This window comes from Pseudoduganella sp. GW821-FHT11H04 (assembly GCF_058807935.1).
This window is the reverse complement of sequence record NZ_JBXARE010000018.1, coordinates 23,804-41,886: the sequence shown is the minus strand read 5'-3', so window position 1 is coordinate 41,886 and position 18,083 is coordinate 23,804. Positions and strand designations below refer to the sequence as shown.

General features: G+C 60.6%; 17 protein-coding genes. 7 read left to right on the top strand and 10 right to left on the bottom strand.

Annotated elements, in window-relative coordinates; all coding sequences use genetic code 11:
• The 7 genes from AC1RTP_RS25670 (at window position 1) to AC1RTP_RS25640 (ending at window position 5,931) form a co-directional block, all read left to right on the top strand.
• Window positions 1-1,755 (top strand): methyl-accepting chemotaxis protein, encoded by a 1,755-nt coding sequence (locus AC1RTP_RS25670; protein WP_498611479.1) that lies wholly within the window; start codon window positions 1-3, stop codon window positions 1,753-1,755.
• Window positions 1,756-1,768: 13 nt separating this feature from the next.
• Entirely contained in the window at window positions 1,769-3,295 is a 1,527-nt protein-coding gene (locus tag AC1RTP_RS25665; protein WP_498611478.1) for a M48 family metallopeptidase, read from the top strand.
• Between the two features lie 78 nt (window positions 3,296-3,373).
• A complete protein-coding gene (locus tag AC1RTP_RS25660; protein ID WP_498611477.1) occupies window positions 3,374-3,808 on the top strand; it encodes a GNAT family N-acetyltransferase in 435 nt (144 codons plus the stop codon).
• Between the two features lie 362 nt (window positions 3,809-4,170).
• Window positions 4,171-4,548, top strand: a complete 378-nt coding sequence (locus AC1RTP_RS25655) for a hypothetical protein (RefSeq protein WP_498611476.1) — start codon at window positions 4,171-4,173, stop codon at window positions 4,546-4,548.
• Window positions 4,549-4,594: 46 nt separating this feature from the next.
• The gene (locus AC1RTP_RS25650) at window positions 4,595-4,882 is read left to right on the top strand and encodes a hypothetical protein (RefSeq protein ID WP_498611475.1); all 288 of its coding nucleotides are present in this window, start codon (window positions 4,595-4,597) and stop codon (window positions 4,880-4,882) included.
• Window positions 4,883-4,946: 64 nt separating this feature from the next.
• The gene (locus tag AC1RTP_RS25645) at window positions 4,947-5,306 is read left to right on the top strand and encodes a hypothetical protein (RefSeq protein ID WP_498611474.1); all 360 of its coding nucleotides are present in this window, start codon (window positions 4,947-4,949) and stop codon (window positions 5,304-5,306) included.
• Window positions 5,307-5,406: 100 nt separating this feature from the next.
• Window positions 5,407-5,931 (top strand): hypothetical protein, encoded by a 525-nt coding sequence (locus AC1RTP_RS25640; RefSeq protein ID WP_498611473.1) that lies wholly within the window; start codon window positions 5,407-5,409, stop codon window positions 5,929-5,931.
• Window positions 5,932-6,163: 232 nt separating this feature from the next.
• Here AC1RTP_RS25640 and AC1RTP_RS25635 read toward each other — a convergent pair whose 3' ends face one another.
• Genes AC1RTP_RS25635 through wrbA form a run of 10 tightly spaced genes read right to left on the bottom strand, consistent with a single transcriptional unit; the run spans window position 6,164 to window position 18,063 of the window.
• Entirely contained in the window at window positions 6,164-7,135 is a 972-nt protein-coding gene (locus AC1RTP_RS25635; protein WP_498611472.1) for a thymidylate synthase, read from the bottom strand.
• A 12-nt stretch (window positions 7,136-7,147) separates the two neighbouring features.
• A complete protein-coding gene (locus AC1RTP_RS25630; protein WP_498611471.1) occupies window positions 7,148-8,686 on the bottom strand; it encodes a DEAD/DEAH box helicase in 1,539 nt (512 codons plus the stop codon).
• Entirely contained in the window at window positions 8,683-9,762 is a 1,080-nt protein-coding gene (locus tag AC1RTP_RS25625; protein ID WP_498611470.1) for a threonine aldolase family protein, read from the bottom strand. The genes AC1RTP_RS25630 and AC1RTP_RS25625 overlap by 4 nt, the downstream gene beginning before the upstream one ends.
• Window positions 9,763-9,769: 7 nt before the next feature.
• Window positions 9,770-11,587 (bottom strand): ABC transporter transmembrane domain-containing protein, encoded by a 1,818-nt coding sequence (locus tag AC1RTP_RS25620; protein WP_498611469.1) that lies wholly within the window; start codon window positions 11,585-11,587, stop codon window positions 9,770-9,772.
• Window positions 11,588-11,607: 20 nt separating this feature from the next.
• Window positions 11,608-12,675: a lipocalin-like domain-containing protein gene (locus AC1RTP_RS25615; protein WP_498611468.1), complete on the bottom strand. Its 1,068-nt coding sequence runs from the start codon at window positions 12,673-12,675 to the stop codon at window positions 11,608-11,610.
• Window positions 12,675-15,227 (bottom strand): FtsX-like permease family protein, encoded by a 2,553-nt coding sequence (locus tag AC1RTP_RS25610; protein WP_498611467.1) that lies wholly within the window; start codon window positions 15,225-15,227, stop codon window positions 12,675-12,677. Before AC1RTP_RS25610 ends, AC1RTP_RS25615 begins: the two co-directional genes overlap by 1 nt.
• The gene (locus tag AC1RTP_RS25605; RefSeq protein WP_498611466.1) at window positions 15,215-15,640 is read right to left on the bottom strand and encodes a DUF4124 domain-containing protein; all 426 of its coding nucleotides are present in this window, start codon (window positions 15,638-15,640) and stop codon (window positions 15,215-15,217) included. Before AC1RTP_RS25605 ends, AC1RTP_RS25610 begins: the two co-directional genes overlap by 13 nt.
• Window positions 15,637-17,049 carry an FAD-binding oxidoreductase gene (locus tag AC1RTP_RS25600; protein ID WP_498611465.1) on the bottom strand — a complete coding sequence of 471 codons (1,413 nt, stop codon included), beginning with the start codon at window positions 17,047-17,049 and terminating at the stop codon, window positions 15,637-15,639. The genes AC1RTP_RS25605 and AC1RTP_RS25600 overlap by 4 nt, the downstream gene beginning before the upstream one ends.
• A 2-nt stretch (window positions 17,050-17,051) precedes the next feature.
• Window positions 17,052-17,453, bottom strand: coding sequence for a DUF2069 domain-containing protein (locus AC1RTP_RS25595; protein ID WP_498611464.1), 402 nt, complete (start codon window positions 17,451-17,453; stop codon window positions 17,052-17,054).
• A 4-nt stretch (window positions 17,454-17,457) separates the two neighbouring features.
• Window positions 17,458-18,063: an NAD(P)H:quinone oxidoreductase gene (gene wrbA, locus AC1RTP_RS25590; protein WP_498611463.1), complete on the bottom strand. Its 606-nt coding sequence runs from the start codon at window positions 18,061-18,063 to the stop codon at window positions 17,458-17,460.
• Window positions 18,064-18,083 lie beyond the last annotated feature (20 nt).

Here is an 18,083-nt window from a genome sequence, read left to right as displayed (position 1 = left end):
ATGTTCAATAATTTCAAGATCAAAACCCTCTTGGTGGGTGTGCTCGGTCTGCTGATTGGCCTGTTGGCCGTTATCGGCGGACTTGGAATCCTGAGCGCAGAGCGCTCGGTCGGTCTGGTGAAGGACGTCACTGTCGCTAACCAGAAGAACATCGCGGAACGAAACGCAATCCGTCTCGATATGGAAACTGGCCGCAGCCAGATCCTGCAAGCCTTGCAGCACAACCCGGAGCTGGGCTGGAGCAAGCTGCATGATCACCCGCTGACCAATCACTTCAACATCGTCGACGAAGTGACCGCACGCGTGACCAAGCACTGGGAAGGCTACCTGGCTAGTATCAAGTCGCCCGAGGAGCGCAAACTGGCCGAGGACTGGTTCGCCAAGAGCGATGGCCTGGGCGTTGCGCACGTTCGCGCCGCCACCGCAGCCGTCAAGGAAGGCCGCTGGGACGACGCCGAAACGGTCCTGATCAAGAAGGTCAACCCAACTTATCGTGTTGGCGACGTCGCCCTCAAAGCCCTCGCTGAATACAGTGACAAGCGCGTCAAGGAAGACGATGCCGCTGTCGCCGCAAGCCTGAGCCGTTCAAGCACCACCGTAACTGTGGTCCTGCTCGGCGGTTTGGTACTCAGCGTGTTCGCCGGCATGGTGCTAATGAAGGCCATCTCCGAACCGCTGGCAGAAGCCATGGCAGTGGCGCACCGCGTGGCCGATGGCGACCTGAAAGGCCAGGCCACCGCCCACTCGGCCAATGAATTCGGCGAGTTGCTGCGTGCACTGGACAAAATGCGCGACAACCTGGCTGCGATTGTGTCGGAAGTCCGTAGTGGCAGCGACACCATCTCCAGCGCGTCCGGCCAGATTGCTGCCGGCAATATGGACCTGTCCCATCGCACCGGCGAGCAAGCCGCGTCGCTGGAAGAAACCGCATCGTCGATGGAGGAGCTCACCAGCACCGTGCGCCAGAATGCCGACAATGCACGCCAGGCTAACCAGTTGGCCGTATCGGCATCGACCGTGGCAACCAAGGGCGGCGAAGTGGTGGCCCAGGTGGTTGAAACCATGGGCTCAATTAATGAGTCGTCCAACAAGATCGTTGACATCATTGCAGTGATCGATGGCATCGCCTTCCAGACCAATATCCTGGCACTGAATGCTGCTGTGGAAGCGGCACGCGCCGGTGAGCAAGGCCGCGGTTTTGCGGTCGTGGCCAGCGAGGTGCGTAACCTGGCGCAGCGCTCGGCTGCCGCAGCCAAGGAGATCAAGCAGTTGATCGACGATTCCGTCGGCAAGGTGGAAAGCGGAGCCAAGCTGGTGAACCAAGCCGGCGCCACGATGAAAGATATCGTGACCAGCATCCAACGCGTGACCGATATCATGGGCGAGATCACCAGCGCGACCCAGGAACAGACCGCAGGCTTGGAGCAAATCCACCACGCCATCACGGAGATGGATACAATTACGCAGCAAAACGTGGCATTGGTGGAGGAGGCCGCTGCGGCATCCGGCGAGTTGCAGGACCAGGCGAGCAGCCTGTCGCGGGTCGTGAGCGTGTTCCAGATCGACGGCCAGCACAGGGTGCCTTCGGCAGCCGCCGAGGCTCGTGCCGTGATCCAGGCCGTGCGCACCAAGCCTGGCGCGCCGGCCAAAACGGCCAAGCCAGCGAAGCCGGCCAAACCAGCCTTGACCCAGACCAAGGCGGCGCCTGCCCGCAAGGTGGCTAACAGCCCGGTAGGAGATTGGGAAGAATTTTGAATGAGGAGTGCGATTGGACCGCAAAGAATTTGAACACCTGGTTCGCCGTCTTGAACTGGACTCACATGCCAACCCTGCGGCATTCCGCCGCAAGGTCGTTGCGATCAGCCTGTCTGCCTTTGTCGTGCTGTTCGGCGCATTGGCGGGGCTGGTCGCCTTGTTTGTCACGCTTATGCAATGGGCTCTGGAATCGCACCGCACCTTTGTCACCATCAAGATAGGCCTGTTTGGCCTGTTTCTGCTGCCACTGATTTTTGTCGTCCTGCGCGTCATGTTCATGCGCCTGGACCCGCCGACCGGACGTGCCCTGACCCGCGAAGAGGCGCCTAAGCTGTTCGACATCCTCGACAAGCTGCACAGCAAGCTGAAAGGGCCAACCATCCACCATGTCCTCGTCACGGACGAGTACAACGCCGCCATTTGCCAGCACGCCCGTTTCGGCATCTTTGGCGGTTACCGCAATCACCTTATGGTCGGTTTGCCCTACCTGCTGGGAGCCACTTCCAAGGAAATGCTCGGCACGCTGGCCCACGAATACGGCCACTTATGCGGCAATCACGGTAAGGCTGCGACATGGGTGTATCGCCAGCGGCGCCTGTTCGTCGACATGTACAAGCATGTCGAGCAAAGTGCGGAAGACAACTTGGTAAGCAGCGTAATTGCCCGCTCGCTGGGCAAATTCTTCCCGTATTACGACGCCTACACTTTCGTGCTGGCGCGCCAGAATGAATACGAAGCCGACGCCATGTCGGTCGAGATGGCCGGTCGCACAGCGCGTGCGCACGGGCTGCTACGCGTCCATATGCTCGGGGCTTGGGTGTATAGCTCGTTCTGGCCAAAGATGTATGAGAACGCGGATCGCGCCGAGAGGCCGCCGTTCATGCCGTTCGCTTCGATGCGCATGGCGTTCAGGGCGAATTACGAAGAGTGGGCGTCGCAAGCTGCCCTGGATGCCGTGTGGGCCGTGCGTTCGGACGTGGACGATACCCACCCATGTTTGCGTGAGCGCCTGGATGCGATTGGCGTTGCACCATCCTTACCGGAACCGGTCGATGTGTGCTCTGCCGACGTGATGCTGGCTTCAGGAGTCGGCAAGAAGCTGGAGGCAGAACTGGACAAGCAGTGGTGGGAAGTCAATTCGCGCGGTTGGCGTGAACGCTATCGCCATGTGACGACTTCGCAGGCACGTATTGGCACCTTGTCCGCGCAACCACTGTCCAAGCTGTCGGTGCCCGACCTTCAGGAATTGGCCGCGTTAAGACTGGAGTTCGAATCCGCCGCTGCCGCGAAGCCGGTCCTGGTGGAGCAGTTGAAGCGCCCAGGTGGCCCGTATCCCAAAGCGTCGTTGATGTACGGCCGCGTCTTGCTGGAAGAGGGCAATCGCCAGGGCGTAGACCACCTGCGCGAAGCTGCGTTCAACGACCAGCGCCTGCTGAATGAAGCCGCTGAACGCGGCTATCACTACTTGCTGGAAAAGGAAGGGGAATACTCGGCCAACCAGTGGTGGAGCAGCGTCGTCCCCGAAGAAGAAACTGCTTAAACGCCAAGTTTAATTCGCGGTGCTAGCCGATTGCGTTTGCACTCGTTAGCTACCGTAAAATTTTTGAACGAGGAATTAATGTCAGAGAAATACAAAGTCGTGATTGAATCTGAGCCGGCTCCGGACGAAATGGTAGCTGTAATCAACGGCCTCACTGCCTTCAACGCTTCAAAAGCGAATGGCGACACTCCAAATTATCTGTTTATTGCCGTTCGAAATTCTGAAGGCGGTGTTGTAGGAGGATTGGTCGGAGCTACTTATCTGGGTTGGTTGCAGGTGCAGGCTGTCTGGATGTCCGATGAACTGCGCGGTCAAGGCTATGGGACTGAACTGATGCAGGCAGCGGAAAGCGAGGCCGTTCGGAGAGAGTGCCCGCGGGTATTCCTTGAAACGTTAAGCTTCCAAGCGCTGCCGTTCTATGAGAAACGCGGGTATCGGGTTGTCAGCCAAATTCCCGACTTCCCGCCAGGCGGTAGCCGATATGCGCTGACCAAAGAAATTGTTGCAGAGTGAGTTGGCAAGAAACGGCCATATAGCAGCCCCAACAAAGGACCTTTGTGATTCAAAAATTTGTAGTGGGTTTTGTCGTTGCGACGGCTATTGGGCTTTTTAGTTACGTGTTCGTGCTGTCTGCAATGAGGCCTTTCACTCCGCTGCTGCAAAGCGTTCACGTTTCATTGCCCGAAAACTATTTAGCGATTCTGATATCCTTGGTCGTCTTTATCGTTGTATTTGTCCGGTTGCTTCGAGGCTCAAAGGTCAAAGATGAGGTGGATGAAGTGTTAGACCTCGACGGAGACTAGACGACTGGCATCAGCCAAGACCGGAAGTCCGGCACAAGCATTCAGGCGTTATGAAGTAGCGAAAAGGACGTCATGTCAGATATAGAGTCTTTCCAGTTTTTTACGTCTCCAGCTGTTGATGAGGGAATTGCTTTGCGCTTGCTTGGAGACTTGATGGGGATGCTGGTTGAGTCAACAGATATACCGATGGAACATGCAAAAGCGTTTGCTCAGGTTTCCAGCTATTCCGAGGGGTTCGAGCAAGGATTTCTAATCTCGTGGCGACGCGCTGGTGCCCGACAAGTCGATCAAAAAGACGTGGTCGGACAGCTATCGAGCCACCTGAAGATATCAGCGCTCCTGGAGCCATCAAGTGAATTCGAGTGCTGGCAGTTGTATACTCCAAACGGCCCGCAGGAAGTGAGCGTCCAATATCTATCGGACGGTATCGAAATTAAACCGAAAAAGTAAAAATTCAGCTGTCGGCCAATAGCTGCCTTTTAGAAATCGCAATTACATGAAGATATTGTTTGTCACAGTGTTGCTAGCGGTGCTCCTTGGTCTGTTATGGGCTCCGGTATGCTTTGTCGCATGGAAGCTGTCGAGACAGGGCGACGTCACTGTGTTGCGTGGACTTCGTATCATTCTGCCGGGCCAACTGGCTGCTGTCGTAGTGCTCGCTTTTTTTGCCGATGCAATCGGCTTGAAAAATCCAGCGGGACTGATAATCGCGTTAGTAATTGGTGTCAGTCTCTTGGGCGCCGGAATTCTTTTCTTGCGCGGACGGAGTAACAGCATTCAATGATCGAAGCACGCAACATCGTTCGGAGACAGCCACGCCATCGATTCGGATATCAGGAGGTCGTTAGATGAAATTGATAGCGGCAATCAGCGCGTTTTTATTCATCGCACTGGCGGCGATCTTCGGCGTTAATGTTAGTGCCACTCGGGCAGAGCTTTGGCCCTCGTTCCTGTCGGTATTGCTATTCGTGGCGGGTACATCGCTTGTGCTGGGAATTGTCTTTGGCCGTCCTGCGATGTGGGTCACTACGTTTTCCGGTGGTCTGGCGCTATTCATTTTGTGGCTCCCGCTGCAGTATTATGCGACCGAAGAATCCTTGATTCGTTCCGCGATAGCGCTTCTATGCTTAATTATCGCCCAGGCACCAGTATTCGTCATCGGCGGGTTTCTGCGGACTCGCGTCGCTGCGCGGATGAACGGTGCATAGGTTCGATACATCTGTTAGGGAGTCGCCCCGGCAACCTAATGACTGTGTACATTCGGCCATGAGCCGACCTATTCGAACTGCTTTATGAAGGAAATGTGTTGTGAAGAATCGTTTTTTATTTTTCGTAATTTTGTTTGCATTGAATTGCGCGCACGCTGAAGAATGCTTCGAATCATCCATTGTTAGTCCGAGCCCATTTATGGGCAACAACGGGGAAATTTTTAAGTTGTTGGATGGTTCAATTTGGGAGGTGAAATATGATTATGAATACCTCTATGAATATTCGCCGCAGGTCATTGTTTGCCCAGACAAAGGGAAGCTATTTATAGGTGATAAGAAAATAAACGTCCAGCGTGTTGGTGAACGCAAAACTTCGGCGCCTAAGGTGAAGCGGCCAACTCTATCGTCCGAGGTAATAGAGTCGCAAATCGAGGGGGAATTCAATGGCTGGGATGGTGAAACAATATTTAAGCTAGTGAATGGACAAGTTTGGCAGCAAAGTACATACGCATATACTTATTCTTATAAGTATCGCCCTAAAGTAATGATAATTCCCGCCAACGGAGGGTTTGCGATGCAAGTTGAGGGCATGGATCAACGGATTCAGGTAATTCGGATTAAGTGATTTGGTGGTCGAAAGCGCTTTGAAGTGCGACGCACTCTGGAAAGCAATTATTTCTCACTAGTGACTCAAGGTCCGAATTGGGGCGATAGCCGACTGCCATCGGACGTTAGGCGTACGTCAAGTATGCGCTAGTACAACTGAGAGAACCACCCTCGTGATGGTATCTGTGTCTGCTTGAGAAAACCTGAGAATACGCCGCTGATGTACAGCGGCGTATTCTTCAATGGCGTGTTTAGACGGCCATCGGCGCCGTCAGTGGTGCATGATGCTGATAGCCTTCCAAAGTGAAGTCGGAAGGCTCGATTTTCTCCAGCCACTCTGGTTCGTACTTGCCGGTTTCCGCGAACGATGGCACGCGGCTGTTGATATGCAGCTGTGGCAGCGGCAGCGGCTCGCGTTTGAGCTGCTCTTGCACCATCTCCATGTGGTTCTCGTAGATGTGCGCGTCGCCGATAAAGTAGCTGAACCAGCGCGGCTTGTAGCCGGTCAGGCGCGCCACCAGGTGCAGCAGGGCGGCGCCTTCTGCGATGTTGAATGGCGTACCAAGGCCGATATCGTTGCTGCGCACGTAGAGGCAGAGCGAGATTTCGCGCGTTGTGGCGTTCGGGATGAACTGGTAGAGCAGGTGGCATGCCGGCAGCGCGACCTGGTCCAGCACCGCTGGATTCCAACCGTGGAACAGGATGCGGCGGCTCGAAGGGTTGTTGACGATGGTGTCCAGGCATTCACGCAACTGGTCGATGGCTTTGTACATCAGGACTTTCTGCACGCCGTCTTCTTCCAGCGGCGCTACCTGGCGGAAGCCGTTGCGTTCAGCGTCTGCGATTTGCTCGGTGGCCGAGGCGTCCAGCACCTTGTAGCCTGGCCACTGGCGCCACTGAACGCCGTACACCGGGCCCAGGTCGTCGAGGCCAGTGCGGTGCGGGTTGTCCAGCCATTGCTGGTTCTCGTTTGCGTTCTGGTCCCAGACCTTGCAGCCGAGGGCGCGGAAATCGGCGGCGCTGCGCGAGGCACGCAGGAAGGCGCACAGTTCACCGACCACCGATTTGAAGGCCAGCTTCTTGGTGGTGACGGCGGGGAAGCCGTCGTTCATGTCGAAGCGCATCATAGCGCCCGGCACGCTCAGGGTGCGGATGCCGGTGCGGTTGTCCTGCCAACTGCCTTGTTCCAGAACGGTGCTGATCAATTCTTTGTACTGCTTCATGCGTCTCTCCGTTTATCGTTTGTTGCCGCGGCCGCCGGATTTGGCGGCTGCTGCGCGGCCTGCGGCGCGGGCTGTCGATTTGGCGCCGCGCGTGGCGGTCACGACGACTTTGCCGCCGCCAGCGCTGCCGCGCGCTGAGCCGCCGGTGCCTGCGCCAGGACTGCCGGACCGCGCGCCGTAGATTGGCCCACGCGAGCGTGCTTTTTCTTTCGGTGGCAGCTCTTCTTTGAGTCCGCCAAAGCCACCTGCAGGGCGCGGCGTGTCATCGATCGCTTTTGTGGGCTGCTTTACGGCCGGTCGTGCCGTTGCGCCAGGTGTTGCGGCCTTTGTAGGTTTGGCCCCGCCGCGCGCCGGCTTGGCGGCAGTGCGAGCCGATGCTGCAGCGGCAGTCGGCGTGCCGGTCGAAGGAACGCGATGGTCCGCCTCGAAACCTGTTTCTTCTGCGCGCGGCAGCACGGCGCCGGTCAGCTTCTCAATAGCACGGAGCAGGTCAACTTCATCCGCGCAGACCAGTGAAACCGCTTCGCCCTCGGCGCCAGCACGGCCAGTACGGCCAATGCGGTGAATATAGTCTTCCGCCACGGTTGGCAAGTCGAAATTCACAACCAGCGGCAGGGCTTCAATATCCAGGCCGCGGGCGGCGACGTCGGTTGCCACCAGAATTTGGACGTCGTTTGCCTTGAAGCGCTTCAGTGCCTTGATACGCGCGGGCTGCGGCTTGTCGCCGTGGATCGAGTCGGCGGAAACGCCTTCGCCCTGCAGTAGGCCGACCAGTTGTTCGACTCCTTTGCGCGTCTTGACGAACACCAGGACCTGGCCCCAGCCTTCTTTGCGCATCAAATGCAGGAACAGGTCCGGCTTGTTTCGTTTGTCGGTGGTGAAGACCATCTGGCGTACGGTGCGCGCCGCGGTGTTAGGCGCGCTGGCCTGTACCATGAGCGGATCACGCAGCAATTGCTTCGCCATCGCGCGGATAGAGTCCGGCATGGTGGCCGAAAAGAGTAGGGTCTGGCGTTCGGCAGGCAGCGCCGCGAACAGCAAATCCAGGTCGTCGGCAAAGCCCAGGTCCAGCATGCGGTCCGCTTCGTCCAGCACCAGCGCTTGCAGTTGGCCGAACTCCAGCGCACCTTTGCGGTGCAGGTCGAGCAAGCGGCCAGGCGTGGCCACGAGAATATCGATGCCTTTGCGGAGCTTGGCGATCTGCGGATCCATCGGCACACCGCCATAGGCAACGGCGGAGCGCAGCGGCAGGTTGAAGCCGTAGGTGTGGAAGCTCTGGTACACCTGCTCGGCCAGCTCACGCGTAGGAACGAGCACCAGGCAACGAATGCAATTCGGCGCCGCCTGGTCGCCTTCCATGGTGAGGCGCTGCAGAAGGGGCAGGGCGAAAGCGGCCGTCTTGCCGGTTCCGGTTTGCGCGGCAGCCATCAGGTCGCGGCCCGCCAGCACGGCGGGAATCGTTTGTTTTTGTACCGGTGTCGGTACTTTGTAGCCAATCGAGTCGAGGGTGCGCTGCAGCCCGTCGATCAAATCCAGCGAGGCAAAACTCATAGTGCTTCGCTCCAAAGTTTCAGGGCGTGACGGACTTGCTCGTCCGTCAGCGCCATCAGGTTATCACCGACATACCATTCGGTGTAGCTGGTGCCGGGCAGTTGCGCGTGCGCCACCCGATTCAGCAGCCACACGCCGTGCTTCGCTGCGATCTCGTTACGGATCTGCAGCAGGCGGTCGCGGTCGACCGGCACGTGGATATGCAGCAAGTTCGCATGCGGGTGCGCGGGGTTGGCGCGCAACTGCGGATAATCACGCAGGGCCTCGTAAAGCCATTGCGTGCGGCGGAAATATTCGGGCATCGCGACCAGTCGTGCGTCAAACTGCATCGCGGCAGCGACCACATAAGGGCTGCGGTGGATCACATTGCCGCCCTGGCGGCGGAGCCACTCCTGCGCACGCGCGATGAAGGCGCGGCTGCCCAGCAGCATGGCGCCACCCAGGCCGCCGATGCCCTTGTACAGCGAAACGTAGACGCTGTCGAAGCCTGCGGCCAGTTCGGCTGGCGTGCGGCCATAGCCGGCCGCCGCTTCAAACATCCGAGCGCCATCCATATGCAGGTGAATGCCTTGCGCGCGGCAGTTCGCCTTAATGGCCTGCAGTTCTTCCCATTGCGGCGACTGTCCGCCCAGCTCACGGGCCGGCAGTTCCAGCGAAACGGCGGCCAAGCGGTCCGGCACGGCCTGCAATTCTGCCAGCGTGAATGGACGATGCGGGTCGCCAAGTTGCAGCGCCTGGAAGTGGTCGAGCAATTGATGGTTGCTGCGTTCGTGCTTGAAGATATGCGCCGTCGGGTGCAGTGCAACCAGGCGGCTGCCTCGCTCCATGCAGGCCAGGCGCAACGCCGTGACCTGGGTCATGGTGCCGGTGATGCAGAAGGTGGCGGCCTCGAAGCCCAGCAGGTCAGCGACTTTTTGCTCGAAGGACTGGATCAATTCACCTTCGCCATAGACGTCGTGGGCGATGCCGTTGGCCTCGCACCATTGCGCCATGGCGGCAAATGTCTCCGCCGGCGACGGCTGGCGGTGGCCGGGCAGGACAGTGTGGCAGTTCTGGCGCAGTTCAGCGTCGGTCACAAGGGCCTCAGTGGGTCACGTGAACGTGATGGAATTGCAGCGCCGCCAGGTTGGCATAGATGCCGCCCAGCGCCACCAGCGACTGGTGGGTGCCGGTTTCGACGATCTTGCCGTCTTCCATGACGATGATGCGGTCGGCGCGTTGCACGGTTGCCAGGCGGTGCGCGATGATGACGGTGGTGCGGCCAACCATTGCCGCTTCCAGTGCGCCTTGCACCAGGCGTTCGGATTCCGCGTCCAGCGCGCTGGTTGCTTCGTCGAGCAGCAGTAACGGTGGATTTTTGAGCAATGCACGTGCAATGGCGATGCGCTGGCGTTGGCCGCCGGACAGGCGCACGCCGCGCTCACCAAGGAAGGACTTGTAGCCGTGCGGCAGGCGTTCGATGAATTCGTGGGCCGCTGCCATGCGTGCGGCTTCGATCACCTCCTGGTCGGTCGCGTCGGCGCGGCCGTAGCGGATATTTTCCATCGCATCGGCCGAGAAGATGACGGTATCTTGCGGCACGATGCCGATGGCGCCACGCAGGGTGTGCAGGTCCAGCAGGCGGATGTCGGTGCCGTCCAGGCGGATCGCGCCCGATTGCGGATCGTAGAAGCGCAGCAGCATCTGGAACAGGGTGGTCTTGCCGGCGCCCGACGGGCCAACTACGGCGATAGTCTCACCTGGCTTGATGTCGAGGGTCACATGGTCGAGGGCCAGTGTGTCAGGACGCGAAGGGTAGCTGAAGCTTACATCGGCAAGGGTCAGGGACGCGCCGTTGGCAGCGCGCGGCGGCAGCGCTTGTGCCTGGGCCGGGTTCTGGATGTCGGAGCGGACTGCCAGCAGTTCCAGCAGGCGCTCGGTGGCGCCGGCTGCGCGCTGGGCCTCGCCCATCACTTCGGACAGTGCGCCAATTGCGCCCGCCACGATCGATGCGTACAGGATGAACTGGCCAAGGTCGCCGCCGGTCATCGAGCCTTCCAGTACGGCGTGCGCGCCCAGCCACAGCACGAAGACGATGGTGCCGAACACCAGCACGATGGCCAGCATGGTCAGGAAGGCGCGCGCCTGGATGCGGCGCATTGCGGTACTGAAGGCGCCTTCCACCGAACCGCCGAAGCGTTGTGCTTCGAGATTTTCATGGGTGAAGGCTTGCACGGTCGGCATGGCGTTCAGGATCTCGCCGGCCATGGCGGAAGCATCGGCCACGCGGTCCTGCGAGTCGCGCGACAGCTTGCGCACGCGGCGGCCGAAAATTACGATCGGGAGCACGGTCAGCACCAAGAGGCCGATGATGATGCCGGTCAGTTTTGGGCTGGTCACGAACAGCATCACCAGGCCGCCCAGGAACAGCAGCACATTGCGCAGCGCCATGGAAATACTTGTGCCCACCACGCTTTGGATCAGGGTCGTGTCGGTGGTAAGGCGCGACAGCACCTCGCCAGTCTTGGTGGTTTCGAAGAATTCGGGGCTTTGCGTTACCACGTGCGAGTACACGGCATTGCGGATGTCGGCGGTGACGCGCTCGCCGAGCCAGGACACGCTATAGAAGCGCGCCGCAGTCGCCAGCGCCAGCACGGTGGCCACCGCGAACAAGGCCAGGAACACCTGGTTGACGTGGGCCGCGCTATGCACGCCGGCGTTGGCGCCGAAGCCCAGGTCGATCATCTGTTTGAATGCGTACGGGATGGCCAGGGTGGAACCGGCGGCCACGATCAACGCGATGCCGGCCACGAGGAAGCGGTTGCGGTAAGGCTTGAGGAAGGGCAGAAGGCCCTTGAAGGCGGCCAGGCTGCCTTTCTTGAGTTCTCGGGCTTCGGGCTGGCCGTTATTGGTGGTGCTCATTGCGTATTCTACGTTCTTCTTTAAAGTTTCATCGGACGGACATAGCCCGTCAACTCCAGGTAGCCGCGTCCCGCCGGCTTGCCCTCCCGCGTGACCGTGACCGCGCCTTCCCAATAGACTGCGCCGCTCGAACGGCGCGAATCCAGTTCCTGGTCCTGTTGTAAAGGACTGACCAGCCACTGTTCGGGGCCGGTGGAAATCAGGGTGGCGACGGGATACTCGGCATGAGTGCGCGGCGAACGCCATCGCATCTGCGGGGTAAAACTGACCTGGTCCTGCGAATAGTGCGTCATCTTACCGGATGCGTCGCGCCATGTCGCGTGGGCCCATAGTTTACCACCCTGGCGGTCCCTTATCTGGAATGCCATGAGGGCGCCGCCGTCGGCCAGGTTGATGCCCGTCCAGTCCCAGCCTGCGGCGTTGGGATCAAGCACCTGGCTTGACCATTCGTGATCGAGCCAGGTCACGCCTTGCACGGCCTGTGACGCGGCTCCGCGCCGGGTGACGGTGCCGCTGGTGTGCAGCTGGGGCTTGCTATAGTAATAACTCGCCTGTTCGGGCTGGGGCCCTTTGCGGGAGAAACCGGCGTCGCCTTGCAGCATGACGGGCTGGGTGGGGTGGAGTTTCAGGGCGAGTGTAAAGTCGGTCGCTTCGATGTCGATTTGGTAATTTCCATCTGCGCCGCGGCGCATACGCCAGCCGTCCAGTTGAATGTCGATGTCCTGAGTTGATGCTTCGGCCAGGCCAAAGCCGGCGCGGGCCGTACGCTGGTCGTGCAGGAGCTTGCCGAGTGCTGGATCGGACAACGCGACGTGGGCGAGGATGATGTCTTTCGCTGCGAACTGGCTCGGGTTCTCGCGGCCATGTCCGGTGCTGGCGCGGAAGAAGGTGACCTGGTAGCCGAGTTGGCGGCCATCCGGCGTTGCGATCCAGCCGGTGGCGTACCACCATTCTGTCTTGAAACCAATGTGCGAGCCGAAGTCGCGCGGGAACTGGAGTTCCACGCCGGGTTTGACTGGCGTGAAATCGGCGGCTTTCAGTGGCAGCGCTATGATGGACGCGAGCAGGAAGCAAAGTACGGCGCGCATCACCAGTCCTCCCTTACGGCGCGGATTGGACCTTCTGAGAGGGCTTGTCGGCCTGCGATCAGGGCAGTGGCGGCCGCCGATAGCAATAAGGCCAGTGCGACGGTACCTAGCAGGGGCCAGGGGTAGTGCATTTGCATGGTCCAGTGGAAGGATTGCGGGTTGATCACGTGGACCAGCACCAGGCTGATGACCCAGCCCAACGCGAATCCCGCAAGGATGCCGAGCGTAGTCAGGGCGCCGCCTTCCAGTGCAAGGATGCCCAGGATTTGTCCGCGCGTCACGCCGACGTGGCGCAACATGCCGAATTCTTTGCTGCGCGCCAGGGTTTGCGCGGAGAAGGTCGCCGCTACGCCGAACAGGCCGATGACGATGGCGATCGCTTCCAGCAGGTAGGTGACGGCGAAGCTGCGGTCGAAGATTTTCAGCGTCAGGTTGCGGATTTCGGATGGGATGCTGGTTTCGAGCAGCTCGCCGAAGGGGAGTTTGCGGATGTTTTCCTGTACCTGCGCGGCGCTGGCGCCTTTTGCGAGCCAGATGGCGGCGTCGCCGGCGTCGCGGTCACCGGTCATGGCGATGTAGTCTGCACGGCGGATGATGACGGCGCCGCCGGCGCGGGCGTAGTCGCGCCAGATGCCTGCGACCCGGAATTCGCGCTGTTTGCCTTGCAATGGGAGGCGAATTGTGGCGCCTGTGTGCGAGCCATATAAGTCGGCCATCGCTTCGGATACCCACGCTGGCGGGAGAGCGCCAGTTTCCCCCGCCGCAGCTTCGGGCTCTCCGACGAGGACCATTGCGCGGCCAGGATCGGCTGGGTTGACATCCCGCGCCAGGATTGCGACATTGGCGCGTTCGGCCGCGAGCGAGACGGAGCGCACGCGCAGGAACTCAATGCGGGCGATGCCCGGAGCGGCGCTGAGGGCCGCTTGTTCGCCAGGCGTAAGCCCGCCGGTGACGCCAGCCGACGCGCTGCGTACATAGACGTCGGCCGGCAGGATGCGGAGAATCCATTCGTCGACTGAGGTGCGGAAGCTGGCGACCATGATCGCCATTGCCACCATCAGGCTGAAGCTGGCCAGCACCCCGCCCAGCGCTATCCCAGCCTGTCCGGACGCATTCGCCAGCCGTGCCAGCGCCAGCGCAGCGACAGGATTCGCCGCACCCCCGGCGAGCCGAGTGCGCGAGTCAAACATTCGGAAGACGCTGCCGGCCAGGCGCGGCATGAGCGCGATTGCGCCGACCAGCAGCAACGCGATGGACAGATAGCCGAATAGTGGCAATTCAAATACAGGCGGTGCGAAAGTCATTGCGGCGGCGGCTGCGAGACAGGACAGCCCTGGCCACGGACGCGCCAGGCGGCGCAGCGCCGTTTCATCGGTTCCCGCCTTGAGCGCAACGGCAGGCCGTGCACGTGCGGCATCGAGGGCCGGAACCAGGCCGCCAAGCAGCGCTACAAAGAGGCCGAGCGCGAAGTAGGCCAGCGCGGCGCCGGGCGCCCACTGTACCGATGGCTGCACGCCTGCAAAATAGCCCGCGCCAAGGTCGCCGCCAAACAGGCGCAATATGGCGGCGGCCAGTGCATAGCCGCCTGCCACCCCGAGCGCGGAACCTGCGGTGCCCAACAGAGCGCTTTCCAGCAGCACCTGGCGGATCAACTGGCGCCGCTCCAGTCCAAGCACGCGCAGTAGCGCGAACTCGCTGCGTCGGCGCAGAACCGACAAAGCCTGCGATGAGAACACCAGGAAGGCGCCGGTGAACAGCGCTACCAGCGCCAGTACGCTCAGGTTGACGCGATAGGCCCGGCTCAGATTTGCGCTACGGCTTTCCTGTCCGGAGTCGTTCGGCTGGCCTACACGGAAACGGCCTGGATAGTCACGCTCCAGCCGCGCCGTCAGCGCGCGTTCAAAAGCGCCGCGATCAACCCCATCACGCAGCTTCAGATCCACGCGCGACAGTTTTCCAAGCCGCTGGAATTGCCACTGCGCGGCGCCGATGTCCATGACCGCAAAACGCTGACCAACGCGCGCCCGTTGCAGGGACCCAGCGACCCGCAGGACAGCGGCCTTGCTACCTGCCTGCAAGCGCAGTTCGCCGCCTGGCCGCGCCTGCAGCCAGCTCATGGCAGCAGGAGAAAGGAAAATCGCGTCGTCAGCCAGGGTATCGTATTGTTGGTCCGCATCGGGAGCCCCGATCAAGTCCGGCGTGATAAATCCGGCGCGAAACACATCCAGCCCGATGATCTTCAGCGCTTGCCGCGCGCCGGGTAACGAAGCATCGAATTCCAGCACAGGCGAAGCGACCGCCACTTCCGGCAGCCGCGCAAGAACGGGATAAATGGATTCGTCGAAACTCGCCTCGGTACCGGTCAGCTGGATGTCGGCCTGGCCGGAGAGGCTGCTGATCGCGGTAGAGAATTCGTTCAGCGCCGCTGCATTGACCAGGTGGATCGCAAACCCCATCGCCACGCCGATTGCAATCGCAGCGATCGCGGTCAACGCCCGCACCGGGTGCGCGCGCCATTCCCCAGCAGCGAGCCAGCGCGTCAGCCGCCGCATTCCAACTGGGTCGTGTCGGCGGCGCGCTTCGCCTTCTGCCTGGCGCGCTCGGTGTTCTGCAGCGTCGCGCCGCGAGCGTCCTCCTCGGCCCATTTCTGCTGGAGTTGGAGTTTCTTGCACTTCCTGTTGTGGACGGCGACCGCGCGCGCAGCAGCCATTTCCTCTCGCTCCTCACGTGCTTCACGCTTGCGGCGTGCCGTGGCCAGTTTTTCGGCCTCGCGCGCCTGGCGCTTCAGGTCCGCCGCGACGGCTGGATCAGGAGCCGGCGTCGGTGGCACGGCCACCGTGCTGGCGATGCCTTTCTCGCAAGGCTGCTGCGAATAGCTCACTTTTCCATCGACGGTGCACTTGTGCAGGGTTTGCGCCCCTGCGGGAAGGACTAAGGCCAACAGCAGCAAGGGCAGGGGTTTCATAGTATTTTCCCGGGATTCATGAGGCCCAAAGGATCCAATGCGCCCTTGATGGCGCGCATCAGGTTCAACTCCACCGGCGATTTGTACCGCGCCAGTTCGTCACGCTTTAAAGCGCCAATACCGTGTTCGGCTGAAATCGATCCGCCGAAGGCTGCTACAGCATCATGCACGACGCGGTTGACTGCATCCTGGTTGTGAAGGAATTCTTCGTTCGTCACGCCGGCAGGCGGCGCGACGTTGAAATGCAGGTTGCCATCTCCCAGGTGGCCAAAGCACACCAGCTGGCAGCCAGGGAAGGCCGCCTGTAATTGTGGCTCGGTGCTTGTAATGAAGTCCGCAATCGACGATACCGGCAGCGAAATATCGTGCTTGATGTTCTTGCCATCGGCCGCCTGCGCCAGTGGAATATGTTCGCGCAAATCCCACAATCCGCGGGACTGCGCGGCGGAACTGGCGACCACCGCGTCCTGTGCCACACCTTCGCCCAGCGCCACGCCCAGCGCGCGTTCCAGCAGCGTCGCGGCATGTGCTTCCGATTCGCTGCTGGACAGCTCCAGCAAGGCATATTGGGCATGATGCCCGTTCAGCGGCTGCGGCAGTGCCGGGAAATGCTTCCCCACGAGGTGCAGACAGTACGCAGACATCAGTTCAAAGCCGGTCAGGCTTGCGCCGCAATGGTCCTGCAAAATCGAGAGCAGCCGTAGCGCCGCCGCCGGCGATTCCAGCGCCGCCAGCGCCGTCACGGACGCCTTAGGCTGCGGATAGAGCTTGAGCACAGCGCCGGTGATGATGCCCAGCGTGCCTTCCGCGCCGATGAACAGGTCGCGCAAATCGTAGCCGGTATTGTCCTTGCGCAGGCCGCGCAATCCGGACCAGATATCGCCCTGCGGTGTTACGACTTCAAGTCCGAGGCACAGCTCGCGGGTATTCCCGTAGCGAAGCACGCCGGTGCCGCCGGCATTGGTGGAGAGGTTGCCGCCGATGGTGCAGCTGCCTTCAGCTGCCAGCGACAGGGGAAACAGGCAACCGTGTTCAGCGGCCGCCTCCTGGGCGCGTTGCAGGATCACGCCGGCATCGACCGTCATGGTGCGGTTGACGGGATCGACCTGCCGGATCTTTTGCATGCGCGCCAGCGAAAGCACAACGGCGCGGCCGCTGGCATCGGGCACACTGCCAAGCACTAGGCCGGTATTGCCGCCTTGGGGAACGATCGGAATGCGCGCCTCGACGCAAAGCTTTACGGTTGCCGCGACTTGTTCGGTATCCGCGGGGCGCAGCACAGCGAGCGCCCGCCCGGTGAAGCGCCCGCGCCAGTCGCGCAGGTAGGGCGCCATGGCCGCGTCGTCGGAAATGGTATTCGACTCGCCGAGCAGGGCGCGGCAAGCGTCGAGAAAAGCAGCGGTATCCATCGTTACTTGGTCTTGCTGGTGTTGACCTTTTCCAGCAATTCACGGGCCGCCTGCTTGGCAGCCTTTTTGTAAGGCTGCACGTAAAGGATGGCGCACATGAAGTAGACCACCACAATAGCGACTTCGCCCCAGCCCAGCCAAGGCGTGACTTTGTCAGCCCAGGCACGTACCACGCCTTCGATGAAGTAGATCAAGATCATCATTGAAGTCCACTGGAGCGTGTAGATATCGCGCTTGATCACGCCCAGCAGCGGGAAAAGAAGCGGCACTGCCTTGAGGACCGCCCAGGAGCCTCCCGGTTTAAGCGGAGCAAGCCACATTTCCCAGGCCACGCACCAGACGATGAGCAAGGCCAGGCTGCCGATGGCGCCCCAATGGAATATTTTATGTTTGGTGCTGTTCATTTTCTTATCCCCGCAGCTTGACGGCCGCTTCGGCCAACCGGCGCCCCATTGCGATTGCCAGGCGTTTTTCATCTTCCGTGAACGGCTTTTTGCCGTCCAGCCCCGACCAGTGGGTAGCGCCATAAGGCGAGCCGCCGCTGGTCGTCGTCATCAGTTCCGGATGGGTGTAGGGCAGGCCCATGACCATCATCCCATGATGCAGCAAAGGCACCATCATTGTCAGCAGCGTCGATTCCTGGCCGCCGTGCTGGCTGCCGGTCGAGGTGAACACGCAGGCCGGCTTGCCGGACAGGGTGCCGGACAGCCATTGCGCCGACGTTCCATCCCAAAAATACTTCATGGCTGAAGCCATATTGCCGAAGCGGGTGGGGGAGCCCAGGGCGAGGCCGTCGCATTCCTCCAGGTCCTTCAGTTCGACATATGGCGCACCATCCAGCGGCACTTCCGGCGCGGTCGCTTCCGCGACGGTCGATACCGCAGGCACGGTGCGCAGGCGGGCGTCGCAGCCTGCTACGGATTCAACTCCCTGTGCTACTAATTCCGCCAGCTTGCGCACGGAACCATGCCTTGAATAATACAAAATCAGAATTGTAAGGTTGTTTCGGTTCATCGTTGCTATTATATGACCCT